We start from the raw sequence: 21963 nt of genomic DNA on the forward strand, positions 1-21963 counted from the left end.
ATAAAACATAGCCTGATAATCCATTCAACCAATACATACGTTAAACACTGGGTATCGTCCAGGCAACTGCCTGCGCCCACTCACCCGGTGAGCCATCAGCGAGGTAGCATTAATGGCCAAATACAATGTGGAGACCGTACTGGACGTTCACCACTGGACGGACGAACTCTTCAGCTTCCGTACAACCCGTGATCCGGCATTCCGGTTCAAGAACGGCCAGTTCACCATGATCGGCCTGCAGCTGGAGGACGGCAAGCCGCTGATGCGGGCCTACAGCATGGCCAGTGCCAACCATGAGGACACCCTCGAGTTCTTCAGCATCAAGGTCCAGGACGGCCCCCTGACCTCGCGCCTGCAGCACCTGGAGGTGGGCGACGAGGTACTGGTCGGCCAGAAGCCCACGGGGACGCTCATCGGCGGCAACCTCCTGCCGGGGCGTAACCTCTACCTTATTGGCACCGGCACCGGCCTGGCGCCCTTCCTGAGCATCATCAAGGACCCTGAAATCTACGAGCAGTTCCAGAACGTGATCCTGGTCCACGGCGTGCGTTACGTGGATGAACTGGCCTACCGCGAGGCCATCACCAGCGAACTGCCGCAGCACGAGTACCTGGGCGACATGATCCGGGACCAGCTGACCTACTACCCCACGGTCACGCGTGAGAACTTCGACAATCAGGGCCGCGTTACGGACCTGATCGAAAACGGCGAGCTGACGAAGAACCTGGGCATGCCCGACCTTAGCCTGGAAGAGGATCGCTTCATGATCTGCGGCAGCCCGGGCCTGCTCAAGGACATGGTGCGCATCCTCACCGAGCGCGGCTTCCAGGAAGCCAAACAGGGCCACCAGGGCCATTTCGTGATTGAACGCGCCTTCGTGGAACAGTGATCCGATAATGATGGCAGCGCCGCCGGTTGTCGTTACACTGGTACTCACGGTGAACGGCAGCCGGAGGCGCCCATGAACCCCGACGAGTTCCTCAGAAAATACGGCATCGAGCCCTCGGACCAGGAGCGGGAGCATTCACTCCGCGAGAATTCCTGGGAACGGGCGGTGCGTCTCCATCAGCCGAACGCCGGTACGCCGCACGACTGGGAAGAGTGGGAACACGCCAGCGAACGCTATGGCGTGGAGGTGGAAACCGGCGAGGATGAAAGCGATCCCACCCGCCCCCATCACGAGGAAGCGGAGATGATCGATGACCGGCCCACTGTCATGGACTGGCTGATCACCCGCTGGCGTCGCCTGCGCAAGCGGGTACTGGGTCACTGAGTTCGGAAACGCCCCATGGTGGTACGCAGCTGATCCATCTGCGCCTGTATGGCGTGGGCCGCCTCAACCGTGTGGCCGGCATCCGTATCCGTCTGTTCAGCCACCTCTGAAACGGTTTCCATCCGCCGGCTGATGTCGTCCGACACCTGGCTCTGCTGCTCCACAGCCGCCGCGATCTGGTCGTTCATGCCCTGGATCTGCCCAATGGCCTCCATCACACGGTGGATGGCCTCGGACGTCCGGTTGACCGAGGCAACGCTCTCCCGGCTGGCACTGGCGCTCGCCTCACTCTCGCTGACCAGGGTCTGGACCTGCTGCTGGAGCCGCTCGATGGTTTCCTGGACCTGATTGGTGGAATCCTGGGTCCGCTGCGCCAGGTTGCGGACCTCATCCGCCACCACCGCGAAACCGCGCCCCGACTCACCGGCACGGGCAGCTTCGATGGCGGCGTTCAACGCCAGCAGGTTGGTCTGGTCGGCGATCTCCCGGATCATGCCGAGCACCTTGCTCACGTCCTGGGCGTCCTGCTCCAGGCTCTCCATGGTGCGTGCCGTCTCCGCAAACCGGGTATCCAGGTGATCGATGCGCTGGCGCGCCTCGCGTGCCACGCTGTCCCCCTCGTTCGCGGAATCCGCCGCTTCATGGGCATGGCTGGCCGCGTTCTGGGCATTACCGGAAACATCCTGGATGGATGAAGCCATCTGATTGACCGCGGTCGCCGCCTCGCTGACATCGCGGCTCTGGCGGTCCGCTCCCTCGTGGGTCTTGGCCGTGACATCCAGCACCTGCTGCACGCTGCTCTCCGCCGAGGCCGTCGCCGCATCGATCTGGCCCAGCAGATCGCCTACATGGGCCACCATCAGGTTGTAGGCCTCCAGCATCTCACCCACTTCATTCTCGCGGATCTCGATACTGAGAGTCTCCGAGAAGTCGCCGTCAGCCACCTGACGCAGTTTCTGCCGCAGCCGTTCCACCTGCTCCATGAAATGGAAATTGCCGTAGATGCGGCCGATCGCCAGCATGCCAACCATCATCACCAGCAGAATCATGCCCGCCATGGCGGCCTGCCGTCGGGCGCTCTGATCGGCCTGCCTGACCTTGGCCACGCCCTCGATGAGGGCATTCCGCATTCTGTCCGAGGCCTGCATGACGGCCGCCGCTTCCGGAGCGGACCCGCTACCGGCCTGCCCGACCAGGCGCTGGTAATCCTGCCAGGGGCCCTCAAGCGCGCTGAACGCCGCCCGGTTGTCAATCAGTGGCCCCAGGGTGCGCTCCAGCTCTGACAGCGGCTCACCCGCGCCACCACCACCGGAAACCCGTTGATTGGCCACCGTGAGCTGCTGCTGGGCGGTCTCCGCGGCGGCAATGGCCCCGGGCTCCGGAACGAGATTGCGCCAGAGAGCCACCGCCAGCCCCGCCAGCAGCACAAAAATCAGGATGAAGGAAACAAGAAACTGGGCATTAAAGGTTCTCAGGCCGACAAGGGCCATCATCCGGAAAACCAGGTTGGCGACCCACTCCCGCATAGACTGCTCCACTGATACCGCCTGAATGGAACCGGTTCGGGGATCCTCAATGAAGGACCGGAAAAGTCAAAAAATAAGCCTTTACTGAACAGTGTAGAACAATCAAATGTCCTTCAATTTCAGCTGTTTAGAGACATTTTGTGAGACCGGTCATGGATCCCGACTCCAGCTTAAGGCCTGGATCACAATTTGATCATCAGCCCCTTCTTAACCCTCACGAAAGCCGCTCATGATGAGTCTGGACAGACTGTTCTTTATACCGCAACCGGGGATCAGTGGCGATGACAATTCTCATGAAACAGCAATTCCTGGGCGACTGGCGTGAAGGGCTGAGCGCCGCGCAGTGTCGCCCGCTGATCCAGCATTACGGGCGCCAGTCCAGCGCCTACTTCAATCTCCAGTCCGACGTGCGCCGTTTCGGGGACCCGCGACTCGGCTTTGTCGCCTATGCGCCCGTCAGCACCCTGTTCGGGCGCGTCAACATCGTCTTTGCCAACCCCGTCTGCGCGCCTTCCATACAGCCACTGCTTCTGAAGCAGTGCCTGGAGCAGGTGCCGGGCCAGTTTCTGTTCAGCGGCATCGATGACAGAGTGACCGGCGATCTAGAGGCACTGGGCTTCACCATCAATGCCATGGGCACGGAGTTCCGGGTACGCATCCCGGCATTCGACACCGTGGGGCGCGACAAGAAGCAGCTCCGCCACGCCGGCAATCTGGGCAGGCGCTGTCAGCTGCGCGTGCGGGAACAGCAGGCCCGCGAGGTGGACACCCGGCAGATGGAACGCATCTCCCGGCACTGGCGCCAGCACAAGCGGGTGCGCAACCACGAGCTCCGGCTGCTCACGCGACCGCCGGTGTTCAGTGACGAATGGGGGGTGCGCCGCTTCTACGCCTACGACAGGGACGACCGGCTGCTTGGTTACGTCTTCTTTGATCCCTTCTTCGAGAACGGTAACGTCGTTGGATACACCGCCAACATCCTGCGCCAGGACATGGAGCAGAGCCCCAGCGGTCTGCTCGATTTCATCATCCTGGAGGCCATGGAGTGCTTTCACCGGGAAGGTATCGAGTACCTGTCCCTTGGGATATCCCCCCTGCACAACATCGAGGCCGTCCCCGGCGACAATCCGCTGATACGGCGTGTGGCCCAGTATCTGTACCAACATGGCAACCGCCTCTATGCCTTCCGGTCGCTGGCCTACCACAAGACCCGGTATCGCGGTGAGGAATCCCGGTGGTATCTGGCCACCCGAGAGACCAGCACCCTCAAGGTGGCCTGGAGCCTGCTGCGCGGCACCGGGATCCTGGGAAGCCCGGATTACGTCCAGCCCTCAGGGGATCCATCGATTCCTGTCCCGGGCTGATACAGCCCACGCATTGCCGGGCATCGCCACAGCTCCTATACTGTATATATAAACAGTTACGAGGTGGCGATGTCCGTTCATCCCCGCACACAGCTTGAACAGGATCCCCGCCTGTGGCGGGCAAGCCAGCAGAAGACCGGCCACTCCCAGGGGGTTGCCAGCGGTTTTGAAGCCCTCGACCAGCTGCTGGCCACCAGCGGCTGGCCACAGGGAGCTCTGATTGAATGCCACAGCGCCCTCAACGGCATTGGCGAACTGCAGCTGTTTGCCCATGCCATGCGCCAGTGCGTGCGCAATGAAACAGCCCTGTTCTGGGTGGATCCTCCCCATGCGCCCTACCCGCCGGCCCTGGAAGGCATGGGGCTGCCTCCGGAGCACTGCTTTCTGGTGCGCACCGGCAGCCGCTCGGACCACCTCTGGGCCCTGGAGCAGCTCCTGGGCAACAATGCGGTGGGTATGGTGATGGGGTGGAGCCGGCGGCGTGATCCCGCCGCACTCCGGCGACTTCAGCTGGCTCTGGAAGAACGCCGCACCCTGGGCGTCCTGATCACCCCGGAAACAGGCACCAGCCAGGCCTCCCCCGCCCCCATGCGCCTGAGCCTTGAAGCGGTGCCCGGGGCAAACCAGCTGCGGGTGACACTGCTGCGCCAGCGCGGCGGTCAGGCGGGAAGCCGGACCCTGACACTGCCTCCCGTCATCCCCCGTCAGACGGTGTGATCCAGTGCTGTGGCTGTATCTCCATCTGCCCTCGCTGTTGCTGGATCACCACCGAAGCGACGATGTGCCGGTGGCACTGAGCACAGGCACACCCCCGGTGATCCAGCAGCCGGACGAACAGGCCCGACAGGCGGGTATCCAGGCAGGCCAGTCCATGGCCACAGCCCGTGCTCTGTGCCCGCAACTCGCTCTGATCCCCTTCAGCGACGCCCGCCAGGCGGAACTGCTGGAGCAGCTGGCAACGGCACTCTACCAGCTGGCCTCCCCCTTGGCCCTGTGGCCACCGGATGGCCTTCTGATCCACGCCGACCGGCTGCGCCACCTCTACCCGCAACCACAGGATCTGGCGACAGTCCTTGCACAGCACCTGTCACAGCATGGACTGAACGGCCACATGGCCACCGGCACCAGTCCGCGCATGGCCCGGCTTCTGGCTCGCCACGGCAGCGCTGTATGCACGGACGATCCGGAAACCATGCACCATGCCCTGCGCCGCCTGCCGGTCACGGCCACGGACTGGCCGGCCAGGGTCCGCCAGAGGCTGACCCGAATGGGCCTGCAGCACCTGGAGGATCTGCTCGCGTGCTGCCCCGCGGAGCTGACCACCCGCCTGGGACCGGAACTGTACGAGGACCTGCAGCGGATACTCGGGCGATCCGGCGATCCCGTTCAGGAGTTCCATCCCCCGGCAACATTCCATCAGAGCCTGGCGCTGACCCGGGAAACCCGGAATACCGACCATCTGAAGGCCCCACTGTCGCATCTTCTGGAAGCCCTCGAGGCCTTTCTGCGCCAGCGCCAGTGCCGCTGTGACCGGCTCAGCCTCACCCTTCACCACCCCGACCGGGCACCCACCTCCCTGGAGCTGGAAACCAGCCGGGGAGAGATCAGGGCAGAGGCCTTCCTGGAGCTGGCCCTGCTGCGACTGGCCGCGACCCGCCTGCCCGACGACGTCAATGCCCTGTCGCTGGCGACAGAACGCACTGTTGCCCTGGATGCCACCGAAAGCCGTGACCTGTTCGACAGCGGTGGAGGCCATCAGAGCGCCCGTGAAACCCTGCTCTACCGGCTGCGGGCCCGGCTGGGGCGGGACAGCATCCAGTCCCCTGGCCGGAACCCGGACCCGCGCCCGGAACGCTGCGCCCACTGGCAGCCCGCCCGGGAACGGGGCACCAGCACACCCCCGCGTTCAGGCCCAGCACGCCCCTTCTGGCTCCAGCAGCCACCAAAACCCCTGCAGCACCCCCCGGTCCGCTGGCTCAACGGCCCCGAGCGCATCCAGGGCGGCTGGTGGGACGGCGACTATGTACGCCGCGACTACTACATCGCCCTGCTGGACAACGGTCAGCGCGCCTGGCTGTTCCGCAACCAGCAGGATCAGTGGTTCATTCACGGCTGGTTCGGATGACGGTTGATTACGCTGAACTCCACTGCCTCAGCAATTTCAGCTTCCTGCGCGGCGCCTCCCATCCGGAGGAACTGGTCGAGGAAGCCGACCGGCTGGGCTATCAGGCCCTGGCGCTGACCGATGAATGCTCACTGGCCGGCGTTGTCCGGGCCCATGCCAGGGCCCGTTCACTGGCGCTGACCCTGTTGGTCGGCAGCGAGATACAGCTGCAGGACCTGCCCGGCACCCTGGTGCTGATCGCCCCGGACCGCCAGGGCTACGCCGCGCTCAGCCAGCTCATCACCCGCGGGCGCCGGCGCAGCAACAAGGGCCATTACCGGCTCTGGTCCGATGACCTGGAACTCTGCCGGAACCAGTGCCTGGCCCTGTGGCGCCCCGGCTTCAACCAGGCGGACGACGAGCACGGCCGCCAGCTCATGGCGCTGTTTCCCGGCCTGCGGCTGATGGCCGAACGCCCCCTGGCCCAGAACGACCGCCAGCGCCTGCACTGGCTGGAACAGCTCTCGGTGAGACTGGGGTGTGCGGTGGTGGCCACGGGTAATGTCCTGATGCACCGGCGCCGGCGCAAACCCCTGCAGGACCTGGTCACCGCCATCCGCCTGGGCCGCCCCCTGCCGGAGGCCGCCGACCACCTGCAGGGCAATGCCGAAGCCTACCTGCGCCCACGCGAGCGACTCGCGCGCCTGTTCCCCCCTGCCTGGATCCGTGAAACCCTGAACCTGGTCCGGGAGTGTCGTTTCGGTCTGGACGAACTGCGCTACGAATACCCCGGCGAGCTGGTGCCCGAGGGCCATACACCCACCACCTGGCTGCGGGAACTGGTTGAACAGGGCCGTCACTGGCGCTTCCCGGACGGCGTTCCGGATACCATTGAGCGCCAGCTCAGCCATGAGCTTGAGCTGATCGAGTCACTGGCCTACGAGCCCTTCTTCCTGACCATCCATGACATCGTCCGGTTCGCCCGCGAGCGCGGCATTCTCTGCCAGGGACGGGGCTCGGCCGCGAACTCCGTGGTCTGCTACTGTCTGGGCATCACCGAGGTGGACCCCCGGCAGATCAACCTGCTGCTGGAACGCTTCATCTCGAAAGAGCGCGACGAGCCCCCGGACATTGACGTGGACTTCGAGCATGAGCGCCGCGAGGAGGTCATCCAGTACATCTACCGCAAGTACGGGCGCGAACGCGCCGCCCTGGCCGCTACCGTCATCTGCTACCGCCCGCGCAGCGCCCTGCGCGATGCCGGTAAGGCCCTGGGACTGGATCCGGTGCACATCGAACAGCTGGTCCAGGGTATCGACTGGCGCGACGGCGAGGATGACTGGGAGCAGCAGCTGCGCCGCAAGGGCCTGCTGGACGATCAGGGCCCTGCCCGTCACCTGCTGCCACTGGCGCGCGAACTCATCGGCTTCCCGCGCCACCTCTCCCAGCATGTAGGGGGATTCGTCATCGCCTCGGAACGGGTCGCCGATCTGGTCCCGGTGGAGAACGCCGCCATGGCCGGGCGCACCGTCATCCAGTGGGACAAGGACGACCTGGAAGCCCTGGGCCTGCTCAAGGTGGATGTGCTGTCCCTGGGTATGCTCACGGTTATCCGCAAGGCCCTGGCGATGGTGGGCGAGCGTGGCGGCCCGGCCAGCCTGGCCGACGTCCCGCCGGAATGCCCGGCGGTCTACCGCATGCTCCAGAGAGGGCACAGCATGGGTGTATTCCAGGTGGAATCCCGGGCCCAGATGAGCATGCTGCCGCGCCTGAAGCCCCGCGAGTATTACGACCTGGTGGTACAGGTCGCCATCGTCCGCCCCGGCCCCATACAGGGGAACATGGTGCACCCCTACCTGCAGCGCCGGAATGCGCCGGACAACGTGCCCTACGCGGACGACCGCATCCGCGAGGTGCTCAAGCCCACTCTGGGGGTGCCCATCTTCCAGGAACAGGTCATCCGGCTCGCCATGGTGGCAGCCGGCTTCAGCGCCGGTGAGGCTGACCAGCTGCGCCGGGCCATGGCCGCCTGGAAGCGTCACGGCGACCTCTCCCGGTTCCGGGAAAAGCTCATCGATGGTATGAACAGTAACGATTACAGCACTGAATTCGCGGAAAATCTCTACCGTCAGATGAAGGGCTTTGGCGGTTATGGCTTTCCGGAATCCCACGCCGCCAGCTTCGCCCTGCTGGTCTACGTCAGCGCCTGGCTCAAGTGCCATCACCCGGCGGCCTTTCTGTGCGCCCTGCTCAACAGCCAGCCCATGGGGTTCTACTCGCCATCGCAGCTGGTCCAGAACGCCCGGCGGGAAGGCGTCGAGGTGCGGCCCGTGGACATCAACCAGAGCCATGAGGCACACCGCCTGGAGGACGACGGCGACACCCCCGCCGTGCGTCTGGGCCTGAGGCTGATCGACAGCCTCGGCCGGGACGCCGCCCTGCGCGTGGTTGAATGCCGCCCCTGTGGCGGTTACACCAGCCTGCAGGAGCTGCGGCGGCGTACGGGGCTCGCCAGCCCCGATCTGGAAGCCCTGGCCGCCAGCGGTGCCCTGCAGCCACTGAGCGGCAACCGCCACCAGGCCCGCTGGGACCTGCTGGAACCGGATCATCCCCTGCCACTGGCGGGGGATGGAGGGCAACCGCCGCGGGATTCCCGCTCCCGCATGCCGGCCCCCGACGAGGCCCAGCGGACGCTCGAGGACTGCACCAGTCTCGGGCTCACACTGGAACGCCATCCACTGGCCCAGCTGCGGGACCGGGGCCGACTCCGTCACTGCCTTCGGGCCGTGGATCTGGAGAACGCCGAAAGCAGCCGGCCCGTGGCTGTATCAGGACTTGTCACCGGCCGACAGCGCCCCGGTTCCGCCGCCGGCGTTACTTTCGTGACCCTTGAGGACGAGACCGGCAACATCAATGTGATCGTCTGGCGGGACACCGCCCGCTGTCAGCGCCGCCCCCTGCTCAACGCCCGGCTGTTGCAGGTCCGTGGCACCCTGGAGCGTCAGGAAGGGGTTATCCACGTGATTGCCGGGCGCCTGGATGACCTCAGCCATCTCATTGACAGGCTCAACGTCAGAAGCCGAGACTTCCAGTAATTCCCGACTTCCGCGAGGCGCCCATGGCCACCGACGCCAACGGCTACAATCCCGAACAGGACCTGACCATGATCCTGGCGCATTACCAGCCCACGTCCGTCGTACACAGCGCCGGTCTGGCCGAACAGTGCCTGCAGGAATGGCCGGAGCGACCGGCAGAGGCCGAGTGCCTGCGTCTTCCCTTCGAAGACCCCAACAGTGCCTTTCCGCTGCCAAGGCTGTTCGACCTGGCCCTGGTCACCGACACACTGGAGGAACTACCCCAGCAGCAGGGCCAGAAGCTGCTCGGCCAGCTCCGGAACATGGGCGCTACCCGGATCGCCGTCTATGTCCGCGACGGCAGCCCCTGGCGATTCCAGGATTTCATCGGCATGGGGTTCACCCGCCTCTACCACTACACCGATCCCGTGAATGCCACACTGTTCGCCTATGACCTGGATACCTACAATTACGTGCGCGAATGGAATAATCCGGAGAACTGGGCCAATCCCGAGATGTGGGACAAGGCCCGCTGGTAGGAGGACAACGCTATGGCAGAGACCTGTATCCTGGCCCGGGTGGAGGGTCGCGTTCAGGGCGTAAGCTTCCGTGACAACACCCGCGCCCAGGCGCAGCGGCTGGGCGTCACCGGCTACGCCCGCAACCAGCCTGACGGCAGTGTGGAAGTACTTGCCTGCGGCGGCGAGAACGCCGTCAACCAGCTCGTGGACTGGCTCCACCAGGGCCCACCCGCCGCCTCCGTAAGCCGTGTTGAAACCCACCCCAGTGACGCCCAGCCCCCGGGCACTTTCACCATCGGCTGATCCCCTTTGACAGGGCCACGCAGACTGTATACATTAACAGTACCTGTACGGAACAACAGTGGCCCTGACTATGAACCTGACGCCAAGACAGCAACAGATTCTCGACCTGATCCGCGAGCACGTGCATTCCACGGGCTACCCGCCCACTCGGGCTGAAATCGCCAGCACCCTGGGTTTCAAGTCCGCCAACGCGGCGGAGGAACACCTCCGGGCCCTGGCCCGCAAGGGCGCCATTGAGATGGTCAAGGGCGCCAGCCGCGGCATCCGGCTCCCGGAAGTCGAGGAAAGCCCCGGCATTCCCATCGTCGGTCAGGTTGCCGCCGGCAACCCCATCCTCGCCGAGGAGAACATCGAGGATCACTGCACTCTGGAGCCCGGATTCTTCACCCCGGCAGCAGACTATTTCCTGCGGGTGCGCGGGACCAGCATGGAGAATGTGGGCATCCTCGATGGCGACCTGCTGGCCGTTCACCGCACCACGGACGTCCACAATGGCCAGATCGTTGTGGCACGGCTGGAGGATGAGGTCACCGTCAAGCGCTTCCGCCGGGAGGGCAGTACCGTCTGGCTCATTGCCGAGAATGATGAGTTCGACCCCATCCAGGTGGATCTAACTGACACACCGCTGGATATCGAAGGGCTGGGCGTGGGCGTCATCCGCCGCGGTGATCTGCACTGACCCACCCCACAGAAGCTGACAGGAGCCCCATCATGGAACAACTGGATCTCACCCCACAGGAACAGAGGACTACCCCTGCCACCGAGACCGTCTCGGGGACCGGCGAAGGCGGCGGGAGTCCTGCCCCGGAGGCCAACGTGACGGAGATCATCCTGCCGGAGGAGCAGATCGAGAATTTCCAGCTGCTTCTGCCGATGCTGACCCAGCTCAACCAGGAGGAACGCTGGCTGGCCTGGATCGATCCACCGGCAGGACTGGTCGGCAAGTGGCAGCAGCATCACGGCATCATCCAGCACCAGCTGCTGATCCTGCGCTCCTCGGCCCAGCACAGCGCCGAGACGCTGGCGGAAAAAGCGCTGTCAGCGGGAACCTGCCATGCCGTGGTGCTGTGGACCTCGGGGCTGAGCCGCCACAGCTATGGCCGCCTGGAGAACGCCTCCGTACGCGGTCACAGCCATGGAGTCATACTGCGGCAGAGACAGACGCGTTCTCAGTGAACGGTCTGGTTGTAGGCGGGGGGCATGGTGTCTTCTTCTTCCATCTCCATGTCACCGATGTCATCGGTGGTGGACCCCGCTGCCTCCAGGCCGGCGGTGATCATAGCCTTGGCCACGTTCAGGTCATTGTCCTGGAGCATCTCCTTGGCTTCGTCTGAGAAACGGATCCGCACTAGGGGGGTACTTTCATCATCCGCCCGGCGCAGCGCGTACTCACCGGTGGGCAGCTGAATGATTTCCAGAAAGGATGTGGGCATAGACAACGCCTTTTACCATTGGTCATGACGTTCCACGAACGTCTCAAAATAATCCCTGAAGTCACTGATCAGTGATCGAAGGGCGTCGGGAGAGCAGTCCGGCCCTGCCGCTGCAACAGCGATCAGTGCTTCGTCACGCGGTCGCGATGCACGCCTGCCGGGCTCCTGCTGACGCGTCAGCAGTACTTCCAGCCTCGACCACCAGCTGTTACCGTCCGCGGCAGCAGCTGACAGCACCTGAACCTCACCGGGTTGGTCGCCAACCCTAGCGCGCAGGGTCGCCAGGGAATCGACATCACCCGCCTCATCACTGGCGCTTTCAGCCACCAGCTTCAGAAGGATGCCCCTGGCCTCGGCAAGCAGAGCCACAGCGCCCTGAAGCAGTGCCTCGCCCGTTACCACTGTTTTCGGAGAACCGGAGTCCTCCGAGAGACGCACCAGCTGGCCCGCCAGGGTCAGTTTTTCCCGAATCAGTGAACACCTGTCGGCATCCGCCATCTGCGGTTCTCCCGCGCAATCACGTATGGCCATACTATCACGAACAGGCCCTGCTGACTTCCCCGCCCCCATCCACGTGAAAAATCCGTTGCGCCTGCTACCTTTCTGGGATATGTCACTGGTTCAGGCTTGATACCTCTCCAACACAACTTTCCGGAGCATCGATGTCCACAGGCGTGATCATCTGCGACGACTCCTCCATGGCACGCAAACAGATGGCCCGGGCCCTGCCCGCGGACTGGGACACCACGCTGACCTTTGTCGAGGACGGCGATGCCTGCCTTGAGGCCATCCGTGACGGCAGGGGGTCCGTCGTCTTCCTGGACCTCAACATGCCCGGCTCCGATGGATACACGGTGCTCGAGCAGGTGCACCGGGAAGAATTGCCCGCACTTGTTCTTGTTGTTTCCGGGGACATCCAGCCCGAGGCTTACCGGCGGGTCCTCCGGCTGGGCGCTCTCAACTTCATCCGCAAACCCATTGATCCGCAGGTTCTGGCGCAGACCCTGAAGGCGTATGGACTTTACAGTCCCTCGGAGCATCAGCCGGAAGTGGAGCCAGCGCCGGCTGCGGCTGGCTCCGATCAGGAAGTGCCCTGGCAGGACGCGCTTCAGGAGATCGCCAATATCGCCATGGGCCAGGCCGGTGACCTTCTGGCACGGCTGCTGAATGTCTTCATCAGACTTCCCGTGCCACGCGTCAACACGCTGGCGGTATCGGAGCTGCGGATGGCGCTGAACATCACGGACTCCACTTCCAGCTGGTCGGGCGTGTGCCAGGGGTTCAACGGGGCGGGTATCGCCGGTGAGGCCCTGCTGCTTTTCAATAATGCCCGCGTGGAGACACTGTCCCAACTGCTGGGTGAGCCGGAGGAGGCCAGCACCCGCAACAACACCGAACCTCTAATGGATCTGTCCAGCATCATGGTGGGCGCGTTCCTGCGCGGCTTCGGGCAGCAGATGGACAGGCAGTTCGGACTGAGCCACCCGGTTGTTCTGGGCACGCACCTCGACATCAGCGACCTTCTGGACGGAAGCCAGTATACCTGGCAGCAGATCCTGGCCATTGAGCTCACCTACACCATTGAGTCCCATGATATCGAGTGCGACCTGCTCCTGCTGTTCAGTGAGGAGTCCATCCCCCCATTGCGCGAAGCCCTGAGCTGGCTTTCCGACGCCACACCAGGAGTTTCAGCATGACGGAATCACGGAATGAACTGCATGAGTTCCACTGGATCATGGACATGCTCCAGACCATCGAGGTCGGTCTGGTTGTTCTGGACAGCGGGTTTGGCATTCAGCTCTGGAACGGCTTCATGGAAAACCACAGCGGGCTCAGTGCCACCCGCCTCCAGGGTCGCTCCCTGTTCGAGGTTTTCCCGGATATTCCCGAAGGCTGGCTCCGGCGCAAGGTGGAAACGGCACTGACCCTGAACATGCGCACCTTCTCGACCTGGGAGCAGCGTCCCCATCCCTTCCCGTTCCGCAACGCGCGACCGATTACGGGCACCGAGCCCTATATGTACCAGAACATCACCTTCAGCCCCCTCACCAGTGCGTCAGGGGCGGTGGACCATGTCTGCCTGGTGGTTTACGACGTGACGGACAGTGCTACGGCACGCCTCCGGATGGAACGCGCCAACGCCCGCCTGCAGCAGCAGAGCCAGAGCGACGGCCTGACCGGGCTGCTCAACCGCGGTGCCTGGGAGTCACTGCTGGCCAGCGAATTTGAACGATTCCGCCGCTACGGAAGCATCGGAACGCTGCTGATGCTCGACATTGATCATTTCAAGCCCATTAACGATACTTGGGGACACCAGGTCGGTGACGATGTGATCCGTGCCGTTTCGGCCATGATATCGGAGCGCCTAAGACAGACGGACATCGCGGGTCGCTACGGAGGCGAGGAATTCGTCGTGATACTGCCGGAAACGGATATCGGGGGCGGGGAGATACTGGGCGAACGGCTGCGCCAGTCGATCAGCACCATGGAGGTGACAACCGAGGCCGGCATTGTTCAATGCACGATCAGCCTCGGCGTCGCCCAGGTGAGCAGCACCATGGCCGATCACCACCAGTGGCTGTCACAGGTCGATAAAGCACTCTATGCGGCCAAGGACAATGGCCGCAATCAGATCGCTCTTGCACAGAACCCGCACCCGGTCAGCCACTGACGCCCACGTGCACGGTGCTCTGCGCCAGGTCCAGCAGTTCCCGCAGGGCCACTGAGAACATGGCGTATTCCGGCGTGCTCTGGCTGCGCAGCTCACCCATGATGCCGTGCCAGCGCTCGATCAGACCGGCATGCTCACTGGCCCAGGCCTGGAGTGTGGTCTGAAGATCCGTATCCGCTGTGCGTGACCGCAGTATCCCCGTGGTCAGCGCCCGCTGCTGCCAGTTCAGGTCCTCGCGGAAACTTTCCCGGGCCAGTGCCTCCCAGTGGCTGCGTGGCACCAGCGCGGATATGGCATTGGCAAACCAGTCCAGTTCCAGTTCGTCGCCCACGGCGAAATAGAGATGCGCCACCTCCTTGAGGTCCAGACCGGTTTCCTCGCGGGCATCGATGATCCCAAGCCCGGAGAGCAGGTGGCCGGAGCCGGCGACAACCCCGGCCAGTGGCTCGGGAACGCCCTCGCCTGTGAGCCGGTCGCGCTCCTGCTGCCAGACATCCAGCGCCCGTTCACCAATGTAGGACTTCAGGTCAGCGGCCATGGCATCCAGGCGGGTCTGGAAGCGCTCGACCTGGGTCGGCATGTCGATTTCACTCCGCCGGTTGCGCAGCAGCCAGCGCGCGCCCCGCCGCACGAGCCGCATCAGCTCGCTCTGGAGCTCAATCTGGAGGCCGCTCGGAATACGGTAGTCCAGCGCTTCCACCTGCTGCCACCAGTAATCCAGGCGATAGATCCTCTTGGAGATCAGATAGGCCCTGGCAATGGACGGCAGCGCCGCGCCGGTGGACTGCTGGAGCCGTTCCACAAAGGTCATGCCCATGTGATTGACCAGGTCATTGGCCACCCGCGTGGCAATGATCTCGCGCCGCAGCTGATGCTGCTCAAGCGCCTGGTCGAAACGCTCCACCAGCTGTGAAGGGAACATCTCCCGGATCATGGGCTTGATCCCGGGATCCTCCGGAAGATCGCTGGCGACCAGCACCTGCTTGAGGTCCGCCTTGACCACCGCGATCAGCACCGACAGCTCCGGGCGGGTCAGCCCCTGGCCGTTAAGCTGGCGCTCACTCAGCGCCTCTTCGTCGGGCAGATTCTCGAGCCCACGATCGAGCAGGCCCCGGTTCTCGTAACGGACCATCAGGCGCCGGTACTCCTCAAGCCTTTCGGCCCCCTCCGAGTTAGCGATGGAAATCGCCTGGGTCTGGCGGTAGTTGTTCTCCAGCACCAGGCGGGAGACATCCTCGGTCATGCTGGTGAGGAACTCATTGCGCTGCTTGAAGGTCAGGTCTCCCTGGGCCACCAGCCGGTTGAGCAGGATCTTCATATTGACCTCCCGGTCGGAGCAGTCCACCCCACCGGAGTTGTCAATGAAATCAGTGTTGCAGCGACCGCCATGGCGCGCGAACTCCACGCGCCCGGCCTGGGACATGCCCAGATTGCCGCCCTCGCCCACAACACGCGAGCCCAGTTCGGCCCCGTCCACACGCAGTCCGTCGTTGGCCTTGTCGCCCACATCACCATGGGATTCCTGGCGGCTCTTGACGAAGGTGCCGATACCACCAAGCCAGAGCAGGTCATGCCGCATCTGCAACAGGTGGGAAATCAGCATGTTCGGCGGCATGTGATCGGAACGGGTGCCGAGCATCTCCTTGACCGGCTGGCTCAGCGGAATCGACTTGGAGGCCCGGCTGAACACGCCACCGCCTTCGGAAATCACCCCGGTATCGTACTCCTCCCACGAGGAGCCCGGCAGTGCGAACAGGCGCTCACGCTCACGGAAGCTCGCCTCGGTGTCCGGATCCGGGTCCAGGAAGATGTGCTGGTGATTGAAGGCCGCCACCAGACGGATCTTTCTGGACAGCAGCATGCCGTTACCGAACACGTCGCCGGCCATGTCACCGATCCCGACGACGCTGAACTCATCGGTATCGGTGTTCACGCCCAGTTCGCGGAAGTGGCGTTCCACGGACACCCAGGCCCCTTTGGCGGTAATCCCCATCTTCTTGTGGTCATACCCATAGCTGCCCCCGGAAGCGAAGCCGTCCTCCATCCAGAAGCCGTATTCGTTGGAGATCTCGTTGGCCAGATCCGAGAAGGTCGCCGTTCCCTTGTCCGGCGCCACCACCAGGTAGTAGTCGTCCTCATCGTGACGGATGACACCTTTGGGCGGGATCACTTCGCCATCAACAAAGTTGTCCGTCACATCCAGAAGCCCCCGGATGAAGCAGCTGTAGGCGGCACGCCCGGCGGCCTGCACCTCCTGGCGGTCAGCGTCCCGGTGAATCTGTTTGGCGACGAAACCGCCCTTGGCCCCCACGGGCACAATCACCGCGTTCTTGACCTGCTGGGCCTTCACCAGCCCCAGGATCTCGGTGCGGTAATCCTCGAACCGGTCCGACCACCGCAGCCCCCCGCGTGCCACCTTGCCACCGCGCAGGTGAACGCCTTCCACCTGGGGCGAGTACACAAAAATCTCATAGACCGGCCGCGGGCGCGGCAGGTCGGCAAGCTGGGAAGGATCAAATTTCAGGCTGATGCAGTTGCCGTCCCCGTTGCTCCCCTCCTGGTAGAAATTGGTCCGGGTTGTGGCCTGCATCAGCTCAAGGAACAGTCGCAGAACCCGATCCTCGCTCAGGTTCGGCACCTCATCCAGGCCACTGCCGAACTCAATGGCGATCTTTTTCTGGGCCGCCTCGCACTGGCGTTCGCTCTGGTAACGCTCCGGGTTGAAGCGCACATCGAAGAACTGCAGAAGCAGTGATACCAGCTTGTCATGTCGTGCCAGGGTTCCGGCGATGAAGGTCTGGCTGTTGCTGATGCGGATCTGCTGCATGTAGCGCGCATAGGCCCGCAGCAGCGAGATGGAACGCCAGTCCAGGTAGCCGGCCAGCAGCAGCTGGTTGAAGTGGTCGTTCTCCCCCTCGCCATGCCAGACGCGGGTGAACAGCGATTCAAAGATGGGCCTGATGCGTTCGATGTCGATGGGCTCGCCGGAGCGTGAGCGCAGCGCGAAATCATGGATCCAGTGGGTATTGCCGCTGCGGTCCGTGATCTCGAACGGATGCTCGCCGATCACCCGGAAACCGATGTTCTCGAACACCGGAATCACGTCGGACAGCGGCAGCTGCTGATGCGGATGGAACAGCTTGAAGTGCAGCGTGTTGGCGCTCTCCTCCGGATCCCGGTAGAAGCTCATGGCCATCCGGCCGGTTTCATGGATCCGGTCCAGGTATTCCACGTCAATCGCGGCACGCCGTGCCGAGAACATGTCCCGGTAGCCCGCCGGGAAGGCATTCTCATAGCAGGCGGAGAGCCGGGTCCCGATCTCTTCACCGTGGTGCTCGACCAGAGCCTCCTGCAGGGTGTCCTGCCAGGAGCGCGCCAGTTCCACCAGTTTCTGCTGCAGTTCCTCCACCGGCAGAACCCGGTTCTCCTGGGGCTGAACCCGTACCGTGAACTGGGTGCGCGCCAGCACGGATTCCGAGAAATAGGTGGTGAAATCAATGCCCTCGGCATCCAGCGCCCGCACGATGGCATTCTGCATGCTCACCCGCAGCTGGGTTGAATACAGTTCGCGCGGCACGAATGCCAGACAGGTCACGAACTGGCCATAGACGTCCTCGCGCATGAACAACCGGATCTTGCGCCGTTCCTGGATATAGAGGATGGCCTTGGCCACATCCACCAATTCATCCCCCCCGATCTGGAACAGCTGGTCCCGGGGATAGACCGTCAGGATCTGATCCAGTTCCTTGCCCGCGTAGTCCTCACGCGGGAACCCTGACTGGCTGAGCACGTATTCGATCTTGCGCCGCAGCAGCGGAATCTCATCCGGGCGCTCGTGGTAAACCCGCGAGGTATAGAGACCGAGGAAGCGCCGCTCCCCCACGACACGCCCTTTCTCATCCAGTTTCTTGATGGCGATGTAGTCCGGATACGCCGGCCTGTGGATACGTGAGCGCTGGGCGGACTTGCCGAAAATGAACAGACTGCTGCTGTCGGTCATGGCCTCGCGCGTCTGGCGCGGCATGTCCTTCATGCGGATGCTGCTGGGCCGTTCGTTGTAGGTCCGCAGAATCCCCAGCTCGGAATCCGGCACCTGCCGGATCTCCGTGCGCCGGTTCTCACGCACGAAGTCGTACTCGTCATAGCCCAGGAAGGTGAAACGGTCATCCACCAGCCATTCCAGAAAGGCCCTGGCCTCGCTGACCTCCTCCGACGACAGCGTTTTCGGCGGGTCCGCCAGCTCATCCAGTATCGCCGTTGCCTTGTCGCGCATATGGGGGAAGTCCGACACCGCAATCCGGACCTCTCCCAGTACCTGCTCCACGTCGGCACGCAGGGCACTCAGGGCGGCGCTGTCCGAGTGGCGATCCACTTCCATCACGATCAGGGCTTCCTCGCCCGGCTCGAGCGGCTTCTTCACGGCCTCGTTGAGCCGCACCAGATCGCCTTTCCCATCACGTTCGGGATTGAGGATGGTGTAATGGATGGTATGGATATTCAATTCCCGGGCATTGACCTCCATGCGCATGGAGTCGATCAGGAAGGGGATGTTCGGATGCAGCACGAACATCACCGTATGGCTGGACTCCCAGCCATCCTTCTCGAGATCCGGATTGAAGACCCAGACCCGCGACTCCTGGCCGGGACCCTGCTGGACGAACTCCCAGGCTGAGAGCACAGCTCCGTAGGCATCCAGGAAGCGCTGCTGGACGAGCTCAGCGAAGGGCATGTGTTCAAAATAGCGCTGGGCGAAGTCGCTGATACGATCCGCCTGGTCTGCTGGAAGACGCTCTCTCAGCGCCCCGTCGAGCTTCTGCTGGAACTCCGCCATGGTGGAGAAGGTTTCCTCATTCATGATGGCATCCTGTGGCCGTCGGTCTGCGTTCCCTCAGCATAGACAAAACCACGCCCTATGGCCCATGGATTTGCGGTAACTCCTTATGGATGGCCGCATTCAATTACGATTTGGAAATAACCCGCCTGATACGGAACTGTGTCCCGTTCCGTGGCTTGAGCCGCGCCGCCGGGTGCGCGAGGATGTCACACGGATTGCCCACCCGGACCAGGAGCAACTGCGCTGTCATGCGGATCTGTCGGATTACCCTGTGCACCCTTGCCCTGCTGGCGATGCTGGGCGGCTGGAGCAGTACCGCGCTGGCGGACCTTACCGCCTCGGCCAATCCCAAACGCCTCTATGCCAATGAACTGATCACCCTCACCCTCGACACCGAAACCGAACTCGACTTCAGTCTGGGCTCGCTGCTCAATCCCACGGAGATGGACATCCCCCATCCTGATACAGACCCGCTGGAGGATGACTTCCGGATTCTGGACCGCCACCAGCGCATGGCCATCCAGTCCAAGAACGGCGTCAACCGGGGCCAGGTCACCTGGACCTTTCTCCTGGCTCCCCGAAGAGCCGGCGAACTGACCATTCCCGCGCTGCGGTTCCAGGACATGCAGAGCAGCGCCATCGATGTCACCGTCATGCCCGGCGTAGCGCCCGCGGAACGCGCCGAACCGGAAGCCCGGCTGGACGTCAGCCTTAGTGAGGATGAAGTCTATGTACAGCAACAGATCATCCTGACCCAGCGCGTCTACTATGAGCCGCCCCTGGCGCAGGCGAACCTGTCCTCGCCCACGATTCCCGATGCCATGGTCAAGCCCCTGGGTGAGCAGCGCGAATACCGGGCCGAAAGGGACGGCCGTGAATGGCAGGTGGCGGAACGGCGCTTTGTGATCGTTCCCCAGTCCGCAGGCACCCTGATCCTTCCCGAACAGCGCTTTGAGGCACGCAAACAGACCGAAGGCGGCGACCTGGTGCCCGTGATCGCCACCGCGCCCTCCCAGCGCATCAAGGTGAATCCACCACCGGAATCCTTCAGCGGCGACATCTGGCTGCCCGCGCGCAACCTGGAGCTCACCGAGGAGTGGTCAGACTCCCCGGATTCGGTGCGCGCCGGCGACAGCATACGCCGTGACATCCAGATCCGGGCCGTGGGCGTGGCTCCCGAGTCCCTGCCCCGGCTCACCATCGGTTACCCGGACAGCCTGAGGGAGTACCCCAGCCCCTGGAAATCGGAATCACGGCTCACCGGAGACAGCATCGAGGGACGGCTGCGCAAGCGCTCCAGCCTGGTTCCCATTGAGCCGGGTCGGATCACCCTGCCGGAAGTCCGCATTCCCTGGTGGGACGTGGAGGCGAATGAGCAGCGCGAGGCTGTGCTGCAGGCCCATGAAATGAAGGTTGAGCCCGCTGCCGGCGCCGAAGGCAACGAAAGTGCCGAGAAGGACGTCAGGGAGGCGCTCTCCAGGATCAACCTCTCCCGCCCCGGCAGTACCACCCTGCCGCCGCTGTGGTTCTGGCTGGCGGTGGTGCTCGCCTCCGGGTGGCTGATCACGGGCATCGCCTGGTGGCGCAACCGCCACACCAGGAGCGAAACGCTGGCACTGAGCACCGAGGAAAGAGCCAACCGGGAGCGTTTCCACGCCCTGTGCGAGCACGCCCGCAGGGGTGAAGCGGATACCCTGACACTGCTGCCCCACTGGGCGGCAGTGCATTTCAACCGCCCCTCTCTGCGAACCGTGGGCGATGTCACCGCCTACCTGAATGACCCTCAGCTCACCCGGGAGCTCCAGGCACTGGAGCGCCACCTGTTTGCCAATCCGGATGAACGCGAGGTGTGGGAAGGGGATGAACTGGTGGGCGTACTGAGGCGGCTCGCCGGCCGCCCCCGCAACGGATCCTAGCTGCCGGATTCGCCGCTCTGGCCGCCGCCCTCCTCAAGGAGGTCGTCGGGCACCGGCTCTCCGAGCTCGGAGTAGGCTGCCGCCACCCCCCGCCGGATGCTTTCGGCCTGCGGGTGATCCGGGGCGATTTCCAGAATGCGTTCCCAGTAATCCAGCGCCTCGCGGTAGTCCCCATTGCGGAACGCCTCAACGCCGAGAAGGCCCAGGCTGTTGACCTCATCCGGGTTACCCTCGCGGGCGCGGCTGATGGCGTTATCCACTTCAGCGGTCACCTCCCCGCGGTTGGCCATGAACAGGGCCTGGGCACGCAGCCCCAGGGCCGACGCCGGGTTCCCATCACCGGCACGCTCAATGGCGCGGGCCAGTTCGCCATAGGCTTCCGCAGCCTCCCGGAAGCGCTCGAGCTGCATGTAGCTGCGCCCCAGCATGGCCCACCCCTGGGGATTATCCGGGTCCGCTTCCAGTCGGGTCTGAAGGCGCTGGACCATGGCATCCACATCGGACGCATCCATACCGTCCTGCATCATCTGCTGACGCTCACGGAACTGCGCCACCTCATCGCTGGCGCCCAGCGAATCATAGAGCAGGAAAGCCCCCACCGGCAGCGCCAGAACCAGAGCCAGCGTTGTGACCACAATACCTGCGCGCCCTCCGGAGCTGGCCTCACCTGCTGTGTCTTCCGACTCAACATCGCGCAGGAGACGCATTTCCAGCTCATCCTTAAGGGACTCGAAACCTGACTCATCCAGGGCACCCTCATCCCGCTCACGTTCCAGCTCGGCAAGGCGGGCCCGGTAGGTGGCCAGGTTCTGCTCACGGTACTGCACCACGGGCCTGGAGCGGCGGGCGAACAGCATTGGATAGATGACAAAGACCAGCGCGAGGATGATCAGAAGTAGGACGGCAAGCCAGAAATTCAGGGGCATGAAAGCTCACTCGGGTTG

Annotated in this window: 18 protein-coding genes; 13 read left to right on the forward strand and 5 right to left on the reverse strand. The window is 63.7% G+C overall.

What is annotated here, in order from left to right; genetic code table 11:
* Positions 1 to 112: 112 nt before the first annotated feature.
* On the forward strand, positions 113 to 889 hold the full coding sequence (locus CK501_RS07395; RefSeq protein ID WP_095617081.1) for a ferredoxin--NADP reductase: 777 nt from the start codon (positions 113 to 115) through the stop codon (positions 887 to 889).
* A gap of 72 nt (positions 890 to 961) precedes the next feature.
* Positions 962 to 1273 carry a hypothetical protein gene (locus tag CK501_RS07400; protein ID WP_095617082.1) on the forward strand — a complete coding sequence of 104 codons (312 nt, stop codon included), beginning with the start codon at positions 962 to 964 and terminating at the stop codon, positions 1271 to 1273.
* Here the strand turns inward: CK501_RS07400 and CK501_RS07405 are convergent.
* A complete protein-coding gene (locus tag CK501_RS07405) occupies positions 1267 to 2799 on the reverse strand; it encodes a methyl-accepting chemotaxis protein (RefSeq protein ID WP_095617083.1) in 1533 nt (510 codons plus the stop codon). The genes CK501_RS07400 and CK501_RS07405 overlap by 7 nt on opposite strands.
* 293 nt (positions 2800 to 3092) lie before the next feature.
* Between CK501_RS07405 and CK501_RS07410 the strand changes: the two genes are divergently transcribed.
* From CK501_RS07410 to CK501_RS07445, 8 genes are all read left to right on the forward strand, one after another.
* Positions 3093 to 4163 (forward strand): DUF2156 domain-containing protein, encoded by a 1071-nt coding sequence (locus CK501_RS07410; protein ID WP_158223074.1) that lies wholly within the window; start codon positions 3093 to 3095, stop codon positions 4161 to 4163.
* Between the two features lie 69 nt (positions 4164 to 4232).
* A complete protein-coding gene (gene imuA / locus CK501_RS07415; RefSeq protein WP_095617085.1) occupies positions 4233 to 4880 on the forward strand; it encodes a translesion DNA synthesis-associated protein ImuA in 648 nt (215 codons plus the stop codon).
* Between the two features lie 4 nt (positions 4881 to 4884).
* Positions 4885 to 6288 carry a Y-family DNA polymerase gene (locus tag CK501_RS07420; protein WP_095617086.1) on the forward strand — a complete coding sequence of 468 codons (1404 nt, stop codon included), beginning with the start codon at positions 4885 to 4887 and terminating at the stop codon, positions 6286 to 6288.
* On the forward strand, positions 6285 to 9362 hold the full coding sequence (locus tag CK501_RS07425; protein ID WP_095617087.1) for an error-prone DNA polymerase: 3078 nt from the start codon (positions 6285 to 6287) through the stop codon (positions 9360 to 9362). The genes CK501_RS07420 and CK501_RS07425 overlap by 4 nt, the downstream gene beginning before the upstream one ends.
* A 23-nt stretch (positions 9363 to 9385) precedes the next feature.
* Complete coding sequence (locus tag CK501_RS07430; protein WP_095617088.1) at positions 9386 to 9880, forward strand: DUF6231 family protein; 495 nt, start codon at positions 9386 to 9388, stop codon at positions 9878 to 9880.
* A gap of 12 nt (positions 9881 to 9892) precedes the next feature.
* The gene (gene yccX, locus CK501_RS07435; protein WP_095617089.1) at positions 9893 to 10165 is read left to right on the forward strand and encodes an acylphosphatase; all 273 of its coding nucleotides are present in this window, start codon (positions 9893 to 9895) and stop codon (positions 10163 to 10165) included.
* Positions 10166 to 10229: 64 nt separating this feature from the next.
* The gene (gene lexA, locus CK501_RS07440; protein WP_425356592.1) at positions 10230 to 10844 is read left to right on the forward strand and encodes a transcriptional repressor LexA; all 615 of its coding nucleotides are present in this window, start codon (positions 10230 to 10232) and stop codon (positions 10842 to 10844) included.
* 32 nt (positions 10845 to 10876) lie between these two features.
* Positions 10877 to 11341 carry a cell division inhibitor SulA gene (locus tag CK501_RS07445; protein WP_095617091.1) on the forward strand — a complete coding sequence of 155 codons (465 nt, stop codon included), beginning with the start codon at positions 10877 to 10879 and terminating at the stop codon, positions 11339 to 11341.
* Here CK501_RS07445 and CK501_RS07450 read toward each other — a convergent pair.
* Together CK501_RS07450 and CK501_RS07455 are read right to left on the reverse strand one after the other, a co-directional pair.
* A complete protein-coding gene (locus tag CK501_RS07450) occupies positions 11335 to 11598 on the reverse strand; it encodes a hypothetical protein (protein WP_095617092.1) in 264 nt (87 codons plus the stop codon). The two genes, CK501_RS07445 and CK501_RS07450, sit on opposite strands and share 7 nt — an antisense overlap.
* A gap of 12 nt (positions 11599 to 11610) precedes the next feature.
* Complete coding sequence (locus CK501_RS07455) at positions 11611 to 12096, reverse strand: DUF6586 family protein (RefSeq protein WP_095617093.1); 486 nt, start codon at positions 12094 to 12096, stop codon at positions 11611 to 11613.
* 164 nt (positions 12097 to 12260) lie between these two features.
* On the opposite strand from CK501_RS07455, the gene CK501_RS07460 reads away from it, so the two are divergent.
* The gene (locus tag CK501_RS07460; RefSeq protein ID WP_095617094.1) at positions 12261 to 13295 is read left to right on the forward strand and encodes a response regulator; all 1035 of its coding nucleotides are present in this window, start codon (positions 12261 to 12263) and stop codon (positions 13293 to 13295) included.
* Entirely contained in the window at positions 13292 to 14269 is a 978-nt protein-coding gene (locus CK501_RS07465; RefSeq protein ID WP_095617095.1) for a sensor domain-containing diguanylate cyclase, read from the forward strand. Before CK501_RS07460 ends, CK501_RS07465 begins: the two co-directional genes overlap by 4 nt.
* Here the strand turns inward: CK501_RS07465 and CK501_RS07470 are convergent.
* Entirely contained in the window at positions 14259 to 19124 is a 4866-nt protein-coding gene (locus CK501_RS07470) for an NAD-glutamate dehydrogenase (RefSeq protein WP_095617096.1), read from the reverse strand. The genes CK501_RS07465 and CK501_RS07470 overlap by 11 nt on opposite strands.
* Positions 19125 to 19351: 227 nt before the next feature.
* Here CK501_RS07470 and CK501_RS07475 point away from each other — a divergent pair, with 227 nt between their 5' ends.
* The gene (locus CK501_RS07475; protein ID WP_158223075.1) at positions 19352 to 21019 is read left to right on the forward strand and encodes a BatD family protein; all 1668 of its coding nucleotides are present in this window, start codon (positions 19352 to 19354) and stop codon (positions 21017 to 21019) included.
* Here the strand turns inward: CK501_RS07475 and ccmI are convergent.
* Positions 21016 to 21945, reverse strand: coding sequence for a c-type cytochrome biogenesis protein CcmI (gene ccmI / locus CK501_RS07480; protein ID WP_095617098.1), 930 nt, complete (start codon positions 21943 to 21945; stop codon positions 21016 to 21018). The two genes, CK501_RS07475 and ccmI, sit on opposite strands and share 4 nt — an antisense overlap.
* Between the last annotated feature and the right edge of the window lie 18 nt (positions 21946 to 21963).

Source organism: Halovibrio salipaludis, from assembly GCF_002286965.1.
Lineage (GTDB): Bacteria > Pseudomonadota > Gammaproteobacteria > Pseudomonadales > Oleiphilaceae > Halospina > Halospina salipaludis.